General features: G+C 59.9%; 18 protein-coding genes. 7 read left to right on the forward strand and 11 right to left on the reverse strand.

Annotated elements, in window-relative coordinates; translation table 11 throughout:
* Positions 1 to 9: 9 nt before the first annotated feature.
* The 5 genes from xni to queF all read right to left on the reverse strand — a co-directional run bounded on the left by xni (position 10) and on the right by queF (position 7371).
* A complete protein-coding gene (gene xni, locus PG892_RS07295; RefSeq protein WP_069785575.1) occupies positions 10 to 807 on the reverse strand; it encodes a flap endonuclease Xni in 798 nt (265 codons plus the stop codon).
* 127 nt (positions 808 to 934) lie between these two features.
* Positions 935 to 2290, reverse strand: a complete 1356-nt coding sequence (ppnN, locus tag PG892_RS07300; protein ID WP_010673382.1) for a nucleotide 5'-monophosphate nucleosidase PpnN — start codon at positions 2288 to 2290, stop codon at positions 935 to 937.
* Positions 2291 to 2448: 158 nt separating this feature from the next.
* A complete protein-coding gene (locus tag PG892_RS07305; RefSeq protein ID WP_270825282.1) occupies positions 2449 to 4050 on the reverse strand; it encodes a GGDEF domain-containing protein in 1602 nt (533 codons plus the stop codon).
* A gap of 85 nt (positions 4051 to 4135) precedes the next feature.
* The gene (locus tag PG892_RS07310) at positions 4136 to 6406 is read right to left on the reverse strand and encodes a hypothetical protein (RefSeq protein WP_198497534.1); all 2271 of its coding nucleotides are present in this window, start codon (positions 6404 to 6406) and stop codon (positions 4136 to 4138) included.
* 116 nt (positions 6407 to 6522) lie between these two features.
* Complete coding sequence (gene queF, locus PG892_RS07315; RefSeq protein ID WP_198497533.1) at positions 6523 to 7371, reverse strand: NADPH-dependent 7-cyano-7-deazaguanine reductase QueF; 849 nt, start codon at positions 7369 to 7371, stop codon at positions 6523 to 6525.
* Positions 7372 to 7476: 105 nt separating this feature from the next.
* Between queF and syd the strand changes: the two genes are divergently transcribed.
* A complete protein-coding gene (gene syd, locus PG892_RS07320) occupies positions 7477 to 8025 on the forward strand; it encodes a SecY-interacting protein (protein WP_198497532.1) in 549 nt (182 codons plus the stop codon).
* A 73-nt stretch (positions 8026 to 8098) separates the two neighbouring features.
* Here the strand turns inward: syd and PG892_RS07325 are convergent, their stop codons facing one another.
* The 5 genes from PG892_RS07325 to PG892_RS07345 form a co-directional block, all read right to left on the reverse strand.
* Positions 8099 to 8884 carry a Zn-ribbon-containing protein gene (locus PG892_RS07325; RefSeq protein ID WP_041214683.1) on the reverse strand — a complete coding sequence of 262 codons (786 nt, stop codon included), beginning with the start codon at positions 8882 to 8884 and terminating at the stop codon, positions 8099 to 8101.
* Positions 8885 to 8893: 9 nt separating this feature from the next.
* Positions 8894 to 9199 (reverse strand): DNA-binding protein, encoded by a 306-nt coding sequence (locus PG892_RS07330; protein ID WP_270825283.1) that lies wholly within the window; start codon positions 9197 to 9199, stop codon positions 8894 to 8896.
* Between the two features lie 157 nt (positions 9200 to 9356).
* Positions 9357 to 9593: a DUF2789 domain-containing protein gene (locus PG892_RS07335; RefSeq protein ID WP_270825284.1), complete on the reverse strand. Its 237-nt coding sequence runs from the start codon at positions 9591 to 9593 to the stop codon at positions 9357 to 9359.
* A 60-nt stretch (positions 9594 to 9653) separates the two neighbouring features.
* Positions 9654 to 9950 carry a DUF3301 domain-containing protein gene (locus PG892_RS07340; protein ID WP_270825285.1) on the reverse strand — a complete coding sequence of 99 codons (297 nt, stop codon included), beginning with the start codon at positions 9948 to 9950 and terminating at the stop codon, positions 9654 to 9656.
* 68 nt (positions 9951 to 10018) lie between these two features.
* A complete protein-coding gene (locus PG892_RS07345; protein WP_226043886.1) occupies positions 10019 to 11047 on the reverse strand; it encodes a DUF3549 family protein in 1029 nt (342 codons plus the stop codon).
* 197 nt (positions 11048 to 11244) lie between these two features.
* Here PG892_RS07345 and PG892_RS07350 point away from each other — a divergent pair, with 197 nt between their 5' ends.
* The 3 genes from PG892_RS07350 to PG892_RS07360 all read left to right on the forward strand — a co-directional run bounded on the left by PG892_RS07350 (position 11245) and on the right by PG892_RS07360 (position 12981).
* Positions 11245 to 11580, forward strand: a complete 336-nt coding sequence (locus PG892_RS07350) for a YqcC family protein (protein WP_010673392.1) — start codon at positions 11245 to 11247, stop codon at positions 11578 to 11580.
* Positions 11580 to 12356, forward strand: a complete 777-nt coding sequence (truC, locus tag PG892_RS07355) for a tRNA pseudouridine(65) synthase TruC (protein WP_324046314.1) — start codon at positions 11580 to 11582, stop codon at positions 12354 to 12356. Before PG892_RS07350 ends, truC begins: the two co-directional genes overlap by 1 nt.
* Before the next feature lie 184 nt (positions 12357 to 12540).
* On the forward strand, positions 12541 to 12981 hold the full coding sequence (locus PG892_RS07360; protein ID WP_104454585.1) for a flavodoxin: 441 nt from the start codon (positions 12541 to 12543) through the stop codon (positions 12979 to 12981).
* A 71-nt stretch (positions 12982 to 13052) separates the two neighbouring features.
* On the opposite strand, the gene PG892_RS07365 is transcribed toward PG892_RS07360, so the two are convergent.
* A complete protein-coding gene (locus PG892_RS07365) occupies positions 13053 to 13193 on the reverse strand; it encodes a hypothetical protein (protein ID WP_158654935.1) in 141 nt (46 codons plus the stop codon).
* A gap of 320 nt (positions 13194 to 13513) precedes the next feature.
* Between PG892_RS07365 and PG892_RS07370 the strand changes: the two genes are divergently transcribed.
* The 3 genes from PG892_RS07370 to ptsG all read left to right on the forward strand — a co-directional run bounded on the left by PG892_RS07370 (position 13514) and on the right by ptsG (position 17706).
* Complete coding sequence (locus tag PG892_RS07370; protein ID WP_270825288.1) at positions 13514 to 14788, forward strand: maltoporin; 1275 nt, start codon at positions 13514 to 13516, stop codon at positions 14786 to 14788.
* A 77-nt stretch (positions 14789 to 14865) separates the two neighbouring features.
* Positions 14866 to 15840, forward strand: a complete 975-nt coding sequence (locus tag PG892_RS07375) for a MalM family protein (RefSeq protein WP_270825286.1) — start codon at positions 14866 to 14868, stop codon at positions 15838 to 15840.
* 432 nt (positions 15841 to 16272) lie between these two features.
* Positions 16273 to 17706 (forward strand): PTS glucose transporter subunit IIBC, encoded by a 1434-nt coding sequence (gene ptsG / locus PG892_RS07380; protein WP_270825287.1) that lies wholly within the window; start codon positions 16273 to 16275, stop codon positions 17704 to 17706.
* Positions 17707 to 17953 lie beyond the last annotated feature (247 nt).

The following is a 17953-nucleotide window of genomic DNA, read 5'->3' on the forward strand; positions in this document are numbered from 1 at the left end:
TGCTGGGGATCACGCCCCGGCATCAGGGACGGGAGGGTAGCGGATCTCCCGCAGGTTGAACCCGAGCGGGATATCGTGCTGCAGCCGGACCAGGCGTTGGGCCAGCAGGGCCTCTTCCCGGTGCTGGCGCAGCTTGAGCAGGGGTCTGGTGGCCTCCTCCCGCTCACAGGCCTCCAGCATGGCAGCCAGGTCCCCGTATTGCTGCAGCAACTGGGTGGCGGTCTTGGGGCCAATGCCGGGCACCCCCTTGATGTTGGAGCCGCTGATACCGGTCAGGGCCCAGAAGTCCACAAGCTGGGTCGGTGTAACGCCGTACTGCTGCTGGACGAAGGCGGCATCCAGCCAGCGTTTGTTGAAGTAATCCCGCACCCGGATCTGCGGGCAGATGAGCTGGCAGAACCCCTTGTCGGTGGAGATGATGGTGGCGCTGGCGCCGTGCTGGGCAATGCCGCTTGCCAGGGTGGCGATGAGATCGTCCGCCTCGTCGGTCTGGGAGAGCAGGGCATCCACACCGCACTCCCAGAAGGCGTCCTGCAGGTCGGCAAGCCCTTCTCTCAGCTCATCCGGCATGGGGGTGCGGCCCTCCTTGTAGGGGGGATAGAGCGTCTTGCGCCAGCTGTGGACCTCACCGTCAAAGACCGCGATGGCGTGGGTCGGCTCGCTGGCCGCCAGGAGCTTCTTGCAGGTGTTGATGAGGTTGGCACGGGTGGCGAGCAGGGCCTGAGCCGGGGTCAGTCCCTGCTGGCTCTGCACCGCGTGCAGTCGGCGGATGAGGTTGAGGGCATCGATGATGAGCAGGTGTGGCATGGGGCACTCCGGGCGTCGGGGATTGCCATTGTAACAATGGTGGCGTCTCCTGCTAACCCCGTAGAAGACCAGTCAATGAAAGAGGGGCCCATGGGCCCCTCCGGTGCGGTGCATTGTGATGTCCCGACTATTTGACTATCTCGTAGCAGGGAACGTACTGGCTGCCCGGCAGCTTCATGCGCTGCTGCTTGACGAAGCTTTCCAGCAATCTGTCCATCAGGTGCATCAGCTCCTTGTCGCCGTGCAGCTTGAAGGGACCCTTCTTCTCGATGGCCCTGATGCCCCCTTCCTTGACGTTGCCTGCGACGATGCCTGAGAAGGCGCGGCGCAGGTTGGCTGCCAGCAGCTGGGGTGGCTGGTTGCGATGCAGATCCAGGCTGGCCATGCTGGCGTGATCCGGCTCGAACGGCAGCTGGAACTCGGGCTCGATCCGCAGGGACCAGTTGAAGGAGTAGGCATCTCCCACCGACTTGCGGTATTCGCGGATCTTCGGCATCGCCTCCTTCATCACGCGGGCCACCTCGGGCGCATCGCCGATGATGATCCGGTAGAGACTGGTGGCGGCTTCCCCCAGGGTCGCCTTGACGAAGTCGTCGATGGCGCGGAAGTAGTCGGCGCTCTCTTTCGGGCCGGTCAGCACGATGGGGATGGGTTGGCGATCGTTGGCCGGGTGCATCATGATGCCGAGCAGGTAGAGCAGCTCCTCGGCAGTGCCGACCCCGCCCGGGAAGATGATGATGCCGTGACCCAGACGCACGAAGGCTTCCAGCCGCTTCTCGATGTCCGGCAGGATCACCAGCTCGTTGACGATGGGGTTCGGCGGTTCGGCGGCGATGATGGAAGGCTCGGTGAGACCGATGTAACGGCCGTTGCGCACCCGCTGCTTGGCGTGGCCGACGGCGGCCCCCTTCATGGGGCCCTCCATGGCACCCGGACCGCAGCCGGTACAGATGTTGAGCTCGCGCAGACCCAGCTCGCTACCCACCGCCCGGGTGTACTGGTATTCCACCTCGTTGATGGAGTGGCCGCCCCAGCAGACCACCAGGTTGGGATCGGCGCCGGGCAGGATCGCCTTGGCGTTGCGCAGGATGGCGAACACCACATTGGAGATATGGGTGGAGCTGGTCAGGTTGACCAGACGATTGGACTCGAGCTGGGTCGACACATAGAGAATGTCCCGCAGCACGGAGAACAGGTGCTCCTGGATGCCGCGGATGATCTCGCCGTCGACGAAGGCGTGCTCGGGGGCGTTGAACAGCTCGAGCTTGACCCCGCGCTCGCGCCGGATCACGTGAATATCGAAGGATTTGAAACGTTCCAGTATCTCTTTGGAACTGTCGGTATGGCTGCCGGAGTTGAGGACCGCCAGCGAGCAGTTGCGAAACAGTTGATAGATATCGCTGGAGGCCGTCTGCTTGAGGCGATCCACCTCGAGCTGGGACAGCAGGTCCATGCTGCCCACGGGATTGATGTGTGTAATCATAATTTCCCCTTTCACTCGCTTGTTATCGTTGTGCTTTCCCTGGGGAGAAAACGGGATGCTTTGGCATCCCTCGGGTTCGATAGTAGAGGCAAGGGGGTGGGCAGGGGAATAGGGGGACTGTGCGTTTGCCGCTTTTTTAGCCGCCCCTCAAAGCGGATTCAGGCGAGATTGACCTGATCCCGGCCGGAGTGCTTGGAACTGTAAAGCGCCTTGTCGGCGCGCTCGAACGCATCCGTGGTATGGTCGCCGGTCCGAAACAGGGTGGCACCGATGGAGATGGTGATCTCGACCCTGGCATCGCGAAAGCGGAACGGGATGCTCTTGATGGTCTGACGCAGGTTCTCCAGCGGCTTCTGGTACTTGTCCGGATTGATGTTCGGCAGCAGGACCACGAACTCCTCACCGCCAAAGCGGGCGATGAAGTCGGTGTCGCGCAAGGCGTTCTGCAGGGCCTTGGCAACCACCTTCAATGCCTTGTCGCCGGCCATGTGGCCGTAATTGTCATTGATGTGCTTGAAGTGGTCGATGTCGATGATGGCCAGGCACAGGGGGGTGCCATAGCGTAACCAGCGTTTGTATTCGAGCTCGAGCCGCTCGTCCAGGGCCGCCCGGTTGTGTACCTGGGTCAGGCTGTCGAGGAAGAGCTTGTGTTTCTGGATGCTGAGCCGCTTCTTGTACTCGGCGGTCTCGTCCTTCATCAACCTGAGCTTGGCTTCCATGTTGGAGAGGTGGGTGAGCAGGTGGCGCTCGCGGTTGGCCATCTCCTCCCGCTCCTGCTGCAGCCGGCGGATGGTGTCCAGATGCCCAGAAATGGCGCCCCTGAGTATCTGTGGCGAGTCATGGGCTGCCATGGAGCGATCGATGGCGGCGAGTTCCCGCTCCAGCGCCTGTCCGCTGAGATGGGCGGCATTTTGCAGCGCCCGCCCTTCATCCAGGGATTCGGTAAAGCTGTAATGGACCGAGGAGAGACTCTCGTTCAGGGTGCTGAGAAACGCCTGGGAGGCTTTGCGCTCTTCCCGGGTACCCTCGATGATGAGTTCGATGATCTGCAGGCAGACTTCGGCCAGCAGGGCAGGGGTGATGCCCCCGAGCAACTGGCGGCGGATGTCTGCGAGGCTCTCGCCCACGGCGCCGGCAAAGTCGAGCTCGGTGATGAGACGCTGCAACTCGTCTGAAATCTGGGCATGTGCCTTGATGTCAAAGGAGTCGGTAGGGGCCGGGCTGGAGAGCTCGGTGGGGATCTCCGCCGAAGGGGGGATCAGCGGCTTGCGCGGCAGCAGCTGGATCTTGATCGCCTGCTGGTAGAACTCCAGCAGCCGGATCACCTTCTTCTGGTGATCGCCGATGCCGTAACTCTCCGGGCTGGCGAGAAACTCCTTGAGGGCGCGGCGGGTATCTTCCGGAAACCCCTTGATGGTTTTGAGCTGTTTGCTGCCGAGATCGATGGCTGCCCGGGTCAGGCTGATGGACTCTTCCATGGTGTGGCTGTGCTGCTGCAACAGCTTCTCGATGGCGATCAGATCGGCATCGATGGAGGTGAGCGGAGGGTTGCCTTCAAGTTTCTGCTTGAGCTTGGCGAGCCGGTTGTCGAGCTCGCGATCGTGGCCGCGACAGGCTTGCATCAACTTGCCGATGAACTGGATACTGCGGGTGCGTTCGGCATCGGAGAAGCTCGCCATGCCGTCAAGCTCCTGCTGTTTCTGCTGGAGGGATTCCCTGAGTCTTGCCAGTTGTCCTGTTACGGCAGCCATATCATTCATTCTTCAGGTCGCCCTGTTGTCATTATCGTTTTTGTTTCGTCCAGCAACAGAAAGCCAATCAAAGACCCCGTTGAGTACCTTTTTGTCAAGGATTGTCCGCAACCTTCATCCGTGAAAGCGCAAGCCAGTTAACCCATTGCTTTTCATGAGAAGAATTTACTTTTACCAGTCCCTTGTCAATTGCCATCAAGCAGCATTGCCACACATCTCCGTTAAAAAATGCGGCCTGCTGGCAATCGATGGCGGCCAGCTCAAGCCAGACGCTCTGCTGGCATTTTTCGCTGAGCTGAATGGCACCCGAGAGGGCCAGGTAGCAGAGATCGAACAGGCCGTGGTGATCGAGGGCCATGGCTGCCTTGGGCAGGAAGGGATGGCTGACGATGCCGAGGCTGATGCGCCTGTCCAGCTGGTGCTCGCAGGGGAAGGCTGCCAGGGTGTCGAGCAGGGTCTGGGCCAGCTGATGCAACTGGGCCACGTGGCGCTGGGGCACCACATAGAGCAGGTGGCCTTCGCGCAGGTCGTAGATGCGGCCATCCTGCGGGGTCAGTTCGTTGACGTAACGGCCGAAGGCCTGCTCTATCTCGCGGCTGACCTGATAGCCGTGCTGCTCCAGGCTGTTGATCAGGAAGGGAACCCGGAACAGCAGGTAGTGCAGCTTGTCGTCAAATTCGCTGGTGGGGCGTTCGCTCAGGTACCAGCGCTCGGATTTTTGCTGGCGCTTTGCCATCTCCCGCGGCCAGCGGCTCATCAGTCGCTGCCAGTTGGCCAGGCCGCTGCGCGGCTCTACCAGCAGGGCCTCTCCCAGCTGTTTGGCATGAAGGCGCGCGACCCGCAGTTTCAGCCAGAGGGTGAAGAACAGATAGATGAAGAGTGCCAACAGCAGCCCGGTGCTGACGCTGGTCCAGAGGTATCGCTCCTGCTGGTGCTGGCTGACGTCGAGTTGCTGTTCCAGCTCCTTGACCTGTTGCACACGCTCCACCTGGGCGTAGTTGTCGCGCACCGCCTCCTGCTCCAGCGCCAGCTGTTGCTGGCGAACCAGTTCGCTGCGCTGGTGGTAATTCTTGTAGCTCTCCAGGGCCTGCTGGAGGTAACCCTTCTGCTCATAGGCGACGGAGAGCAGGCGGAAGATCTCGAATTGGCGCCGGATGTCCCCAATCCGGTTGGCCAGGGTGAGAGCGTTCTCCAACTGCAGGATGGCGATGCCCGCCTCCTGCTGCTTGAGGTGCAGCTCTCCCAGCAACAGCAGGGTGTCGATGAGCGACTCCTTGTCATCCCCCAGCTCATGGGACTGGCGTGCGGCGTTCAGGTAGTTTCGCGCCAGGTTGAGGTTGCCGGTCTGCAGGTAGGTCTTGCCTATCTCGAACTTGAGATGGGCGATGCGGGTACGGTTGCTGCTCTCGTCCAGCAGGTCGAGAGCATTGAAGAAATAGACCAGCGCCATGTTCATCTCGCCCTGATCCCGGTTGAGACGGGCGAGCACGATCAGGGCGTCGCTCAGCATGGAGGAATTGCCGAGGGCATGAAAATAGTTGGCCGCCTCGCTGGCGTATTGCAGCGCTTTTTGTGGCTCCTGCTCTTCCTGATAGAGGCTGACCATCTGGTTCGAGAGCAGGCCGAGGAAGAGGGGATCCTGCAGGGGCTTGGCTTGCTGTTGTGCTTCGATGTACTCCCCCAGTGCAAGCTGGGGCTGACCCAGAGCCTGATAGAGATCCCCGCCCACGGCGCTGGTCCAGGCCCTGGCCAGAGGCTGTTTGGCGTGATCCGCCCATTTGCGGGTCCCGGCCAGCTGCTGTTTGGCGAGATCGAATTGCCGCTCCTCTATGCTGGCGTTGACGCGCAGCAAGCGGCTGTAGACCTGCAACTGGCTCTCCTTGAGGTCGGGATTGGCCAGCAGTTTGTCGAGTTTGTCGAGCAGGGGGGCCGCGGCGCCATGGGTATGCTGTTGCAGGTTGCGGCTTCGAACCAGCAGATAGAGCCCATGGGCCTGCAGCTCGAACTGCTGCTCTTTCTCGGCCATGGCGATGCCCTGCTCGAAGGACTCCTGTGCCTGGGCGAACTGCCCTAGCTGCTGCAGACACTCCCCCTTGAGCAGATAGGCGCCCGTGGTCTGGGTGGCGGTACCGTAGTTCAGCATCGGCTCGCGATAGCCGTACTCCTGACGGTTGCTGATGATCTGCTTGGGATTGTTGGCCGTGCGTTCGAGGAAGGAGGTGGCAATCTGGGCACATCTGGCGGGATCGGTCAGCACCAGGGTCTGGGCCTGCTGCAGGTCGATGGACAACTGCTCCTTGGCCAGATCCAGATCAGGAGCCGACAGGGAGGACATCATCATTGCCAGAAAAAACAGTTGATTCATTGGATTAAGAACGGCACGGAGGTGCAGGCATGTTATCCAAGCCCACCCCCGCCCGTCCAGAGTTTACTGAGGTGATGCGCAGCGGGCCGCAGCCCGCAGGATGGCGGCGCCGGTGATTACTGGCGAATGAGGCGCAGGTTCGCCGGAACCGGCTCCCAGTCGCTGCGGAAGGGGTTGATGTCCAGGCCGCCGCGGCGGGTGTAACGGGCATGGACGGTCAGTTTTTCCGGGGCGCAGAAGTGCTTGAGATCGGTAAAGATGCGCTCGATGCACTGCTCGTGGAACTCGTTGTGCTGGCGGAACGAAATGAGGTAGCGCAACAGCTTCTCCCGGTCGAGACGCGGGCCGCGATAGTGGATCACCACGGATCCCCAGTCCGGCTGGCTGGTCACCAGGCAGTTGGACTTGAGCAGGTGGCTGTGCAGGGTCTCCTCCACGATCTCGCGACCGGCGGCCCCTTGCAGCAGGGTCTCGTCAAACTCGTAGCCGTCCACCTCGATATCCAGGCTGTCGATGCACTCACCGGGCAGCTGGGCTATCTGGTGGGGGGCCTGGTCGAGGGTGAAGAGGGTGACGCTCACCGGGGCACCAGCGCAGCCACTCAGGTCCTGAACCAGCAGCGCTTGCACTGCCTCCAGGGAGTCGCAGCGGGTCTGGTTGAAGGAGTTCAGGTAAAGCTTGAACGACTTGGACTCGATGAGATTCGGGCTGGTAGCAGGCACAAAGACCTCCCCGATGGCAACCACGGGCTTGCCTTTGGCATTGAGCCAGGAGAGTTCATACAGGGTCCAGACGTCGCACCCCTGGAACGGCAGTTCACCTCTCAGGCCAAGATCGTCGCGGTTCAGGCTGCGTGGCACGGGCTGCAGCAGACTCGGGGTGTACTGGCTGATGTAGGCGGACTGCTGCCCCAGGCTCAGGCCTTGCAGCGCACTGGCGCCGGCGTATCTCTCTTGTTTGCTCATGCTGGTTTGCTCACGCTTGTCTGATAAAGGGTTTGATGGTGCAATGGCCCGATTTTTCGATCAGGTACTTGCGGCCATCAGAGGCCGCTATTGTGGGGAATATCGATGTCGGATCAAGTCCTGTCTGCCCTGGAGCAGTTCTTTTTACGCTGGCAGCGCGATGGCGAAGGAAGGCGGGGGCTGCCCCTGTGCGACTGGGAGGCCGACTGGCGCTCTCCTTGCGAGCTGGATGAACCCAGGGAGGGGCGGGTCGCCTGGCGTCCGTTTCAGCGGGAGCAGGCAGCCGACTTCACTGCCATGGCGAACGCCCTGGAGCTGACCCTGCATCCCAGCGCCATCGCCCTGTTTGGCCACTGGTTCAGCCACCCTCTGCCCTGCTCTTTCAAGGGGCTGCGCATCGAACTCATCCTGCCGTGGAACGATGCCGATCTGGATCTGCTCAAGGAGAACCTCATCGGCCACCTGCTGATGCTGCGCAAGTTGAAGCGATCCCCTTCACTCTTCATTGCCACGACCCGCAACGAGATGACGCTGGTGTCCCTCGATAACGAGAGCGGCCAGGTGTGGCTGGAGTGGCTGGACACCGGACGGCGCCTGACGCTGGCTCCCTCGTTGCCGGCCTTTCTGGCGCGACTGGAAACCTTGCCCCAGTGATGCCCCAAAAGAGAGGGCCTTGCCACCTGGCAAGGCCCTCTCTTTTTAATGCGCCATTGTGCGCGGTGGGCACCTACTCCTTGAAGTCCCAGGAGAGGTTGGAGACCAGCCTGCAAGGCTCGCACCTGAAGTCGAAGATCTCGTGCAGGGGGGCGGCCAGCGCCCATGGGCCACCACAGCCAGGGCAGGGGCGAGCCCGCTCTTCGGTAGCGCTCAGGCCGCCTACCCGGTAGAGATAGTAATAGGTGGGGATGCCGCTCAGGAGCTCCAGCCGTCTGGCGAGATCGCTGCCCCGGCGATGAAGGCGGCTGCCCACCTCGCCGATTTCGTGCAGGGCGGCGTGCTCGGCAATGGAGCCGTTCATCTGCAACTGATCGCAGGCCTCCCAATCTTCCTGCCACTTGATGATCTGCTTGTGGTCACCGTTGGCGACGGCGGGCAGCCGATAGAGCGGGATGGGGGCGAAGTGATCGCCACAGCGCAGGGGGGAGCAACTGTGCAGGAAGCTGGTGTAGAGCAGCATCCAGCTGGGACGCTCCCCCTGCTCTGCGCACGGGTCCGTGCTGTCCGAGAGCAGATCCGCCCCTTGCAGGTGGAGTTTGGGAGCGAGCAGGCCCGCCTGGTGCAGACCTTGCTCGGCAAGGGCGACCAGCTCGCTCTGGTTGTCAGGGTGCAGGCTGTCCTGCTCCGGGCAGACCACCCGACTGACGAAATAGCCTTCGTGCATGCTGGTGGGAAACTCCCGCCCCAGGATCTGCCCCTGATAGCGCAACATGTCGAGGTAGTGGACGATGGCCCGTTCGGCCTCCCCGAGGGAGGTATCGCGGTAGCACTCAAAGGTGAGTTCGAGGATATACATGGCGATGGGTCAATCCGGCTTCTGGTTGAGCAGCAGGTCGGTGAGGCGATCGACCTTCTGCTCCAGCCGGGCGAGCTGTTCGCTCAGTTGCTGAAGAGTGACGCTTTCCGTGGCCAAGGGGGGCGCCTCGGGGGCACTGGTGGGGGCAGGCTCTGTCGACGCGGGCTGGGGTTGTTGCTTCCACTGGCTCAACACCTTGAGCAGCTCGGCCATGGGCACGGGATGGCTGAGGCGGGCCTTGACCATGGCGGTAGAGGGGGTGATCCCCCTGGCACTGAGTTCGTTGGCTATCTGGATGATCTCTTGGGCTGACATCTTGGCTCCTGCACGGCCGTCTTGCTGCGGGTGGATAGTGGCACAGAGCTTAATCAAAGCCTGTCCATCAGGAAAGCGGAGCGAAGGGCGTGGGTGGCGAGAGGGAGGGGATTGGCGGCTCCGCGTCTACCCAACGCTGGCCGCCGGGAGTGGGGGGTCAGGTCCCCTGGCGCAGCATCACATCCAGTTGGTCGATGGCTTCCGCCCAGTCGGCGTCGTGGCTGAGGGCATCGCGCAGAAAGCCTGCCTGGGAAGGAGTCCAGAACGGCGCGTCGGGCAACTGGGTATGGCGATCAATGGGATGGTCGCAGATAAAACGCTGCTGGCTGATGTCGTCACTGGCCAGTCCCAACTGGGCAAACAGGGCGGCCATGTCATGGGTGAGCAATTCCATGTCGGTACTCCTTGGAAGGGGGGCTGTGGAAGAGTATAGCCAGCCCCCGTGCTCTCAAATCTAGGAGGGGAGACGATGGGGTGGCAGCTCGACACCGGCGACATGCAGCCCCTGCATGCAGAGCTGCCCCTGATAATTGCTCTCTCCGTCGCTGGAGAACTCGAACTGGTAGTAGGTGAGCAGGCGCAGGGGCTTGTGCCCCAGGGCACGGTGTGTCCGCGCCAGCGACAGCAGTTGAAGGTCGTGGTGCTGGCAGTAGCGGCGCATGTATTGCCAGGCCAGCTCCGCCTGGCGGCGCTGTTGCCAGAAGGCCCAGCCAACGAGGCCGAGCAGCAAGATCCCAAGCATTTCTCCCATCAGCGGGTTCCTTCTGTGATGTGTGTGGGGCCCTGTTCACCTCAGGCAACAGGGCCGTCGTGTCGGGCCTAGGTGGAAGCGAACAGGCGACCGATGGCCAGACCCAGGGCCTCGCTGCGTTCGGGGTCACGCAGTTTTGCCAGCATATCATTGCGCAGGGCCGGCAGCGTGACGAGCTCGGCAAATACCTGGTTGAAGAACTGGGTGGGTTGCAGGGCGAGCTGCTCCAGAAACAGGCCGAGCAGTTCGGGGTGTTTCAGATCGGGCCAGAGGCGGCCAGCGATGGCGAGGAGCAGGGAGGGACTTGGCCGGGTTTGCAGCAGGGTCAGCAGCTTGTTGGTGCGCAGTCCGTTGCCCGGGCAGGAGGCCAGTGCCCGGCACAGATAGGCCAGGGTTTCGGGGTCAGGCTCGGCGCACTCCTGCTCCTTGCCGATGCGCTCCAGCAATGCACCTTGCAGGGCAGGAGGCAGGGGGGCGTTCTCCAGGCTCTGGCACAGGGCGTAGAGGGGGGCCTGCGGCAGCATGGGCAAGGCCTTGCAGACCAGTGCCAGGTTGCGTTCAACTTGCAGCCGCTCCGCGAGATCTGCAAACCCTTGCAGTCCCAGGGCCTGCCACCCCTCTTCCCCCGGCGCCGCCAGATAGTGGCAGAGGGCCTCGTAATAAGCGGAAGGGGCTTGTTCCAGCTGGCGGGCCAGCTTGGCGTGCACACTGGCCATCTTGGCCTCGGCCGGGCGGAAGGTGTAGGGGTTGTCCGCCAGACGCTGGGCCTTCTCTTCGTCCAGTTCACCGGTGAGCTTGTAGCCCAGAGTCTCTACCACCTGATCCATGAAATGCTTGGGGCCGCTGGAGATGAGCAGGCCGCGCTCATCGAGGGCGAACTTGAGGAACCAGAGGTAGTGCCTGGATTCGGTTGGCTGGAAGAAGTGCACGCCGAGCCAGGCGTGCTGCTGCAACGGCCAGGGGTAGGGCTCCTGCTGCTGCTCGATGCGCACGAAGAGGTCGCTGGGGAGCGGGCGCACCTGGCGGCCCAGATCGAACAGCTGGAACTGGGTATCGGCCTGGGTCAGAAACTCGGTCAGGGTGTTGATGGAAGACATGAAGAGATCCCGCTTGAAGATAATGGGGGCGATTATAAGGGGGCTGCACCAGATAGCCAGAGGCGGTGATGCAGGGTATGAAGGTGACGGCAACATGGCAGCCATTGCGGGGTCGGTGTATAGTAGCGCCCCTTTTTGATGGCCGTATTGAGTGGGGCCCCGTCGCAGACCGGGCCCGCGATGAGGAAGTGAGCGAGATGAATCAATATCTGCTGGTTGCCGGTCTGCTGGGAGAGCTGACTGCCGAGTTGCAACGTCTGGAACGCTGGCAAGCCGACCATCCGGGGAGCGAGGCGCTGGCAAGCGAGCTGCCGTTCTGTGTCGATACCCTGAGTTTCGATCAGTGGCTGCAGTTCGTGCTGATCCCGCGCATGGAGCAGCTGGTGCTGCTGCAGGCTCCGCTGCCGACCAGCGTCTCCCTCTATCCCATGGCGAGTGAGGTCTATAAAGAGGAGCTGGCGGAGGTCGAGGCCCTGCTTCGTCTGATCGCCCGTTTCGATCTGCTGCTCTCCGGCAAAGTGGTCGAACAATGATGGACGAGCAGACCCGGACAGCGGATGCCTTGCAGCCGACTCTGCTCTATCAGGATGACTGGCTGGTGGCGGTGAACAAACCGTCCGGTCTCCTGGTGCACCGCAGTTGGCTCGACAAGGCCGAGACCCGTTTCGCCATGCAGATGACCCGGGATCTGATCGGGGGTCGTCATGTCTACCCCGTGCACCGACTGGACAGGCCCACTTCGGGTGTGCTGCTGTTTGCTCTCGATCCTGCCGTGGCCCGCACCCTGACCGAGGCCTTTGCTGCCCGTCAGGTCCACAAGGAGTACCTGGCACTGGTGCGGGGATGGGCCCCCGAAGAGGGGCTCATCGACTATCCGCTCAAGGAGCAGCTGGACAAGATTGCCGATGCCTTCAGCGACCCGGATCGCCCCGCCCAGGAGGCGGTGACCGCGTTTCGTCGTCTGCATCAGGTCGAGCTGCCCTTCGCCGTCTCCAAGAAGCATCCCACCAGTCGCTACAGCCTGGTCCGCCTCTTTCCCAAGACGGGGCGCAAGCACCAGCTGCGCCGCCATCTGGATCACCTGTTCCACCCCATCGTCGGTGATACCACCCACGGGGATGGCCGGCACAACCGCTTCTTTCGCGAGCACTACGGGTGCGACCGCCTGCTGCTGATCGCGCACCGTCTGAGCTTCGAGCATCCGGTGCTCAAGGTGCCGATGCGGATCCAGGCGCCCCTGGGCCCCGAGGTGCTGGGTCTGTTCGCCCGTCTGGGCTGGCCTGCCAGCGAGCAAGACTACGGCGCCTGAGCCTCTTTCCATCTGTTGCCTCTGACCGGGCTGTGGCATGCTGTAGCCCAGGTACGTCAGAGGAATGACTTATGGCTCAACGAGATATCGCCTGCGCAATCGCGTGCCCCCCGCCTGTTCAGGGGGGCTCTTCCTACCCATCCCGGTCTTGCCGGGTCCAATATCTGTCCCTGAGGAGTCGCTGATGGCCGAGATCGATATCCTGGTCGGCACCGTCTACGGCTCTGCCATGCTGGTGGCCGAGACCCTCTGTGACCACCTGCAAGCCAATGGCCATGTCTGCCAGATCTTCGATGACGCGGCGCTGACCGACATCGATGCCTCCCGCTTTCTGCTCATCGTGACCGCCACCACGGGGCAGGGGGATATACCGCCCAATTTGCAGCCCTTTGCCAGTGCCCTGGCCGATCGTGCTCCTTATATGAAGGGATGGCGCTATGCCCTCATCGCCATGGGAGACAGCAGCTATGAACACTTCTGCGGAGCGGGGCGAACGCTGGATGCCCTGTTGCAGGAGCTGGCTGCCGAGCCACTGGTTGTGCGCCTGGAAATCGATGCGACGGTAGAAGATGAGCCTGAAGTGGCAGCGCTGGCCTGGTTGAAAACCTGGGAAAGTAGACTGTAGCCAGACCCTTCTCCCCGAGAATAAATTCACCTCCGTGAGTGTGCTGACGGGGGTGTTTTATTTTTGGGGCGTCACGCCTCAGCCCCCAAATATATCCTCACTTTCGTCCGGTTATTTTTCTCGCCAATGATGATAACCGGTTGGCCATATTCATCATCACCCACGACAAATTGAAAAATTAAAAGTTCCGCATTGAAAGCGATTTCAGTCATGTTTTTGCTACTGCGACACGGATTTATCACTTAACTCTCGTTGCAAATTAATATTTGAAAGCGCTTTCTTTGGTTATTGTTTTTCTTTTTGTGCTTATCTTGGGTGGTTGGTGCCAAAAAATGAAAATTCATTGACATTTTGTGGTTGTGGCTGTCGGTGGCGTGCGATTTGTCATCGTTTTGTGAATCAGCTCATGTTTGCAGGGAATTTGGGTACCTATAATCGACCTCGGTTATCACCAAAACGTTTTTCCGGTGATAAGAACTTGAATATCAGGATCACACTCCTCTCAGCGGGAATAAGGAAAATGAAAATGAAAATGAAAGCAAAGTGGCTCCCGATCGCTGCAGCAGTAACCGCAGCCCTGGCTTCCCAAGCCGCCTTCGCCGTTGATTTCCACGGCTACATGCGTTCCGGTGTCGGTACTTCCGATAACGGCAGCCTGCAAACCTATTCCAAGGCGAAAGTCGGTCGTCTGGGCAATGAAGCCGAGACCTACGGCGAAGTCCAGCTAGGTCAAGAGGCTTACAACAAGGACGGCAAGTCTTTCTACGTAGACTCCATGTTTGCAATGGTTTCTGGTCAGCAAGGTCGCGACTGGGAAAGCACTAGCGGTAGTGATGCCGACTTTGCCCTGCGCCAATTCAACGTCCAGGCCAAAGGCGTGCTGGGCTTCGCGCCGGAAGCCACTCTGTGGGCCGGTAAGCGTTACTATCAACGTCACGACATCCACATCTCCGACTTCTACTACTGGGATGTGTCTGGTGCCGGTGCTGGTGTAGAAAATATCCAGGCTGGTCCGGGCAAGCTCTCTTTTGCATGGCTGCGTAACGACCCGTGGGATGATTACGATCAGTTTGTAGGTGGTGTTGGTGTCGACAAGCGTGTTGATACGGACGTACTGGACCTGCGTTATGCCGGTATCCCGCTGTGGAAAGACGGCTCCCTGGAGCTGGGATATGACTACGCCCGCGGTAACCTGACCGATGAGCAGAAAGCGGCTCTGGGCAGCAAAGATTACGAGAAAAACGGCCACATGCTGACCGCCGAGTTGACCCAATCTATGCTGGGTGGCTTCAACAAGACCGTGGTTCAGTATTTCGCCGACGGTTATGCCTCTCAGGCTGTTGACTACGGTAGCGGTTCTGGCAGCGGCCTGAGCCAATCTGCCGCCAAGGGCGATGGCTGGCGCTTCATCAACTGGGGCGTGCTGCCGGTTGGCGACAAGGTCGAGTTTGGTCACCAGCTGGTTTACGGTACTGCCAGTGACCTCGAGAATGACAGCGTTGACAAAGACACCTTCTCCGTTGTCGTTCGCCCGATGTACAAGTGGAATGACACCATGAAGACCATCGCCGAGCTTGGCTATCACCATGACAGCTACAAGCCGAACAATGGCACCGAAACCAGCACCATCGGCAAGAAATACACCCTGGCTCAGGCCTGGTCCGCTGGCTCCAGCTTCTGGGCCCGTCCGGAAATCCGTGTCTACGCTTCCTACCTGGATTCTGACGGCCAGTTCCGCCCGGATGCCAATGGCGTGAAACAGGACGATTCCTGGAACTTCGGTGTTCAAGCTGAAGCTTGGTGGTAATCTGTTGACGTCATGACTGCAAGTGCCCCCGCATGACGGGGGCTCTTTTTTTACAACACGTTTCTTAGGGTCACGCGATGAGATATTCCAGATTAGCCTTGACTGTATTCTGTTCTGTTGTGCTGGGTGGGTGCGCCACGTTGGAAACGACGGTAGCGCCGACTCAGGAGTTCAAGTCCATCATGGGAAATCGCGACGTTGCGATGAGCCAATTGGCTACGGTTGGCAGCTGCTGTCGCGATGTCTCCAGTCTGCCGTTTCAGGACATACAACCGGGCGCAACCAAGCTTATCCCCATTGATGGCAGCTCCCCCGTTTACGCTTTCAGCGAAGGGAAAAGCCACTTCGCCGCCTTCCGGTTGCCGGTCAACTCCGGTGACCTGCGCATCACGGTTGATGGCTTGATCGACAAATCGCTGTTCAACCCGACCGTCTTGATGCTTGATTCCAAATTCAATGTGACCCGCAAGTTGGGCAGCGACGTGTTCAAGTACGAGCCTGCACGCATGCTGCAGGGGGATCGCATGGAAGCCGTGTTTACCGTGGATCGCTCCTATGTCGGTAACCCCAATAACGAAAGTTACATGGTGATCTACACAGACCAGAGTGGTCTGGACAAAACAACCACCATTCTGAGCCCTTCCAAGCTGATGACCAAGTCTCTGGGGGTGGTTGATTATGGTGAAAAAGACCCCGTCATTCCGCACTCCCCCTGGGGCGTGGTCAGCCTCTCTGTGGAGGACTTGAGTGGCGTCAAAACCGAGAGCAACTATTACAAGCCCGTCTATCAGGATGTGATTGATGCCAACACCCCGGTAGTCAACACGGCACCAAACAAGCTTGTCGTGCCCCTGGCGACCGCCGGCGCAGTCAAGAGCAGTGCCCCCATGCTGAGCGAAACCGAGGCCTTCTATCAATCCCAGATCGAGAAAGCGGTGAAAGCCGGTGATATCGACAAGGCGATGCAACTGGTCAGCGAGGCGGAGCGGGCCGGTTCGACCAAGGCGAAATCGATCTTTATTGATGCGGTGAAGCGTTCCCAAAAGGGCTGAATATTGCCCGGTCTTTAAAATATAATATTTATTTGAGGCCTCCCTTGTTGGAGGCCTTTTTAATCGGTAGACTAAAATAGAAAAAACAGCAAATGGTTACATTAAGTTACAGTGTGTTTCGTTGGGTATTGGTTTGATTGGCTAAAATACAATGCGAAACAGCACTTTTCATATTTATGGTTTAGCATGAAGATGCCGAAATATATCCGTAATTAGCCGAAAATTCCCGCCGAAATTATCTTGTGATCTCCCCTCCAAATTTTTTATTCGCTTACCCCTGATGGAAGATATTTGCGATCTGCTGGGTTATATTCAGCTGGTCAAAATAAACAAACCCGCGTCGAATTCATGCCGATGAGAGATGATGTTGATGATCGTCTATAAATTGGACTGAAGCGTCTACGGTAAGACATTCCATTCAGGAGCGCACACATGTTAAAAAATGTTTTCTCTAATCTGCAAAAGGTCGGTAAGGCGCTGATGCTGCCAGTATCGGTCTTGCCCGTTGCAGGTATTCTGCTGGGGGTGGGTGCTGCCCACTTCAGCTGGTTGCCGGAAATCGTCTCCCAACTGATGGAGCAGGCCGGTGGTTCCGTATTCGGCCAGATGGCTCTGCTGTTCGCCGTGGGCGTCGCCCTTGGCTTCACCAATAACGACGGTGTGTCCGGCCTGTCCGCCATCGTCGGCTACGGCATCATGACCGCCACCCTGACCGTGATGGCGCCTGTGATGGGTGTCGAGAAGATCGATACCGGTGTGCTGGGTGGTATCCTCGCCGGTGGCGTGGCTGCCTGGGCGTTCAACCGCTTCTACAAGATCCAGCTGCCAGAGTACCTCGGCTTCTTCGCTGGCAAGCGCGCCGTGCCCATCATCACTGGTTTTGTTTCCATCGGTCTGGGTGTCGTGCTCTCCTTCATCTGGCCGCCGATTGGTGGTGCCATCGGTGCCTTCTCCGACTGGGCTGCCAACCAGAACCCGGTCCTGGCCTTCGGCATCTACGGCGTGGTTGAGCGCTCCCTGATCCCGTTCGGTCTGCACCACATCTGGAACGTGCCGTTCTTCTATCAGGCTGGTACCTGCGTCAACGCCGCCGGTGAAACCGTACACGGCATCATGACCTGCTTCCTGACTGCTGATGACGCTTCCCGTGCTGCCGGTAACGGCTTCGGTCAACTGGCGGGTGGCTACCTGTTCAAGATGTTTGGTCTGCCTGCTGCCGCGTTTGCCATTGCGCACTCCGCCAAGCCGGAAAACCGCGCCAAGATCGTAGGTATCATGGCTTCTGCTGCCCTGACCTCCTTCCTGACCGGTATCACCGAGCCTATCGAATTCTCCTTCCTGTTCGTGGCCCCGGTACTGTACGCCATCCACGCTCTGCTGGCAGGTCTGGCCTATGTCCTGACCAACATGCTGGGTGTCGTTCACGGTCACACCTTCTCCAACGGCTTCATCGACTTCGTGGTGCAATCTCCGCGTGCCGACAACATGCTGCTGCTGGTGGGTCTGGGTCTGGTCTACGCGGTCATCTACTACGTGGTCTTCACCGTGGTCATCCGTGCCATGAACCTGAAAACCCCGGGTCGTGAAGACGAAGCTGCCCAAGAGTCCTCTGCCGGTCAAAGCAAGGACGAGATGTCTGCTGCACTGGTCTCCGCCTTCGGTGGCAAAGAGAACATCGCCTCTCTGGACGCCTGCATCACACGCCTGCGTGTGGGTGTGAAGGATGTGGCCAAGGTTGACCAGGCTGGTCTGAAGAAGCTGGGTGCCGCCGGTGTGGTGGTGGCTGGTTCCGGTGTACAAGCCATCTTCGGCACCAAGTCCGACAACCTGAAAACTGAAATGGACATCTGGATGAAGAGCAACTGATTGTCGCTCCGATATCCGAGTTCCGAAAAGGGAGGCGCAAGCCTCCCTTTTTGCTGGGTTGCGTTTTGTGGCGGGACATGTGCGGGGGCTTTCCTGGCGGCGCCAGCATGGTGTGACCCAATGAAAAAGGCGCCCCTGGGCGCCTTTGCTGCATCAGACCGGCTTAAAGCCTGTCTCTTGATCAGATCTTGATCCCCTGCGCCATCAGATCCTTGGCGGCAAGAAAGCCATCCAGTTTACTTTGCAG

It is taken from the genome of Aeromonas sp. QDB68, from assembly GCF_027707405.1.
Taxonomy (GTDB): domain Bacteria; phylum Pseudomonadota; class Gammaproteobacteria; order Enterobacterales; family Aeromonadaceae; genus Aeromonas; species Aeromonas caviae.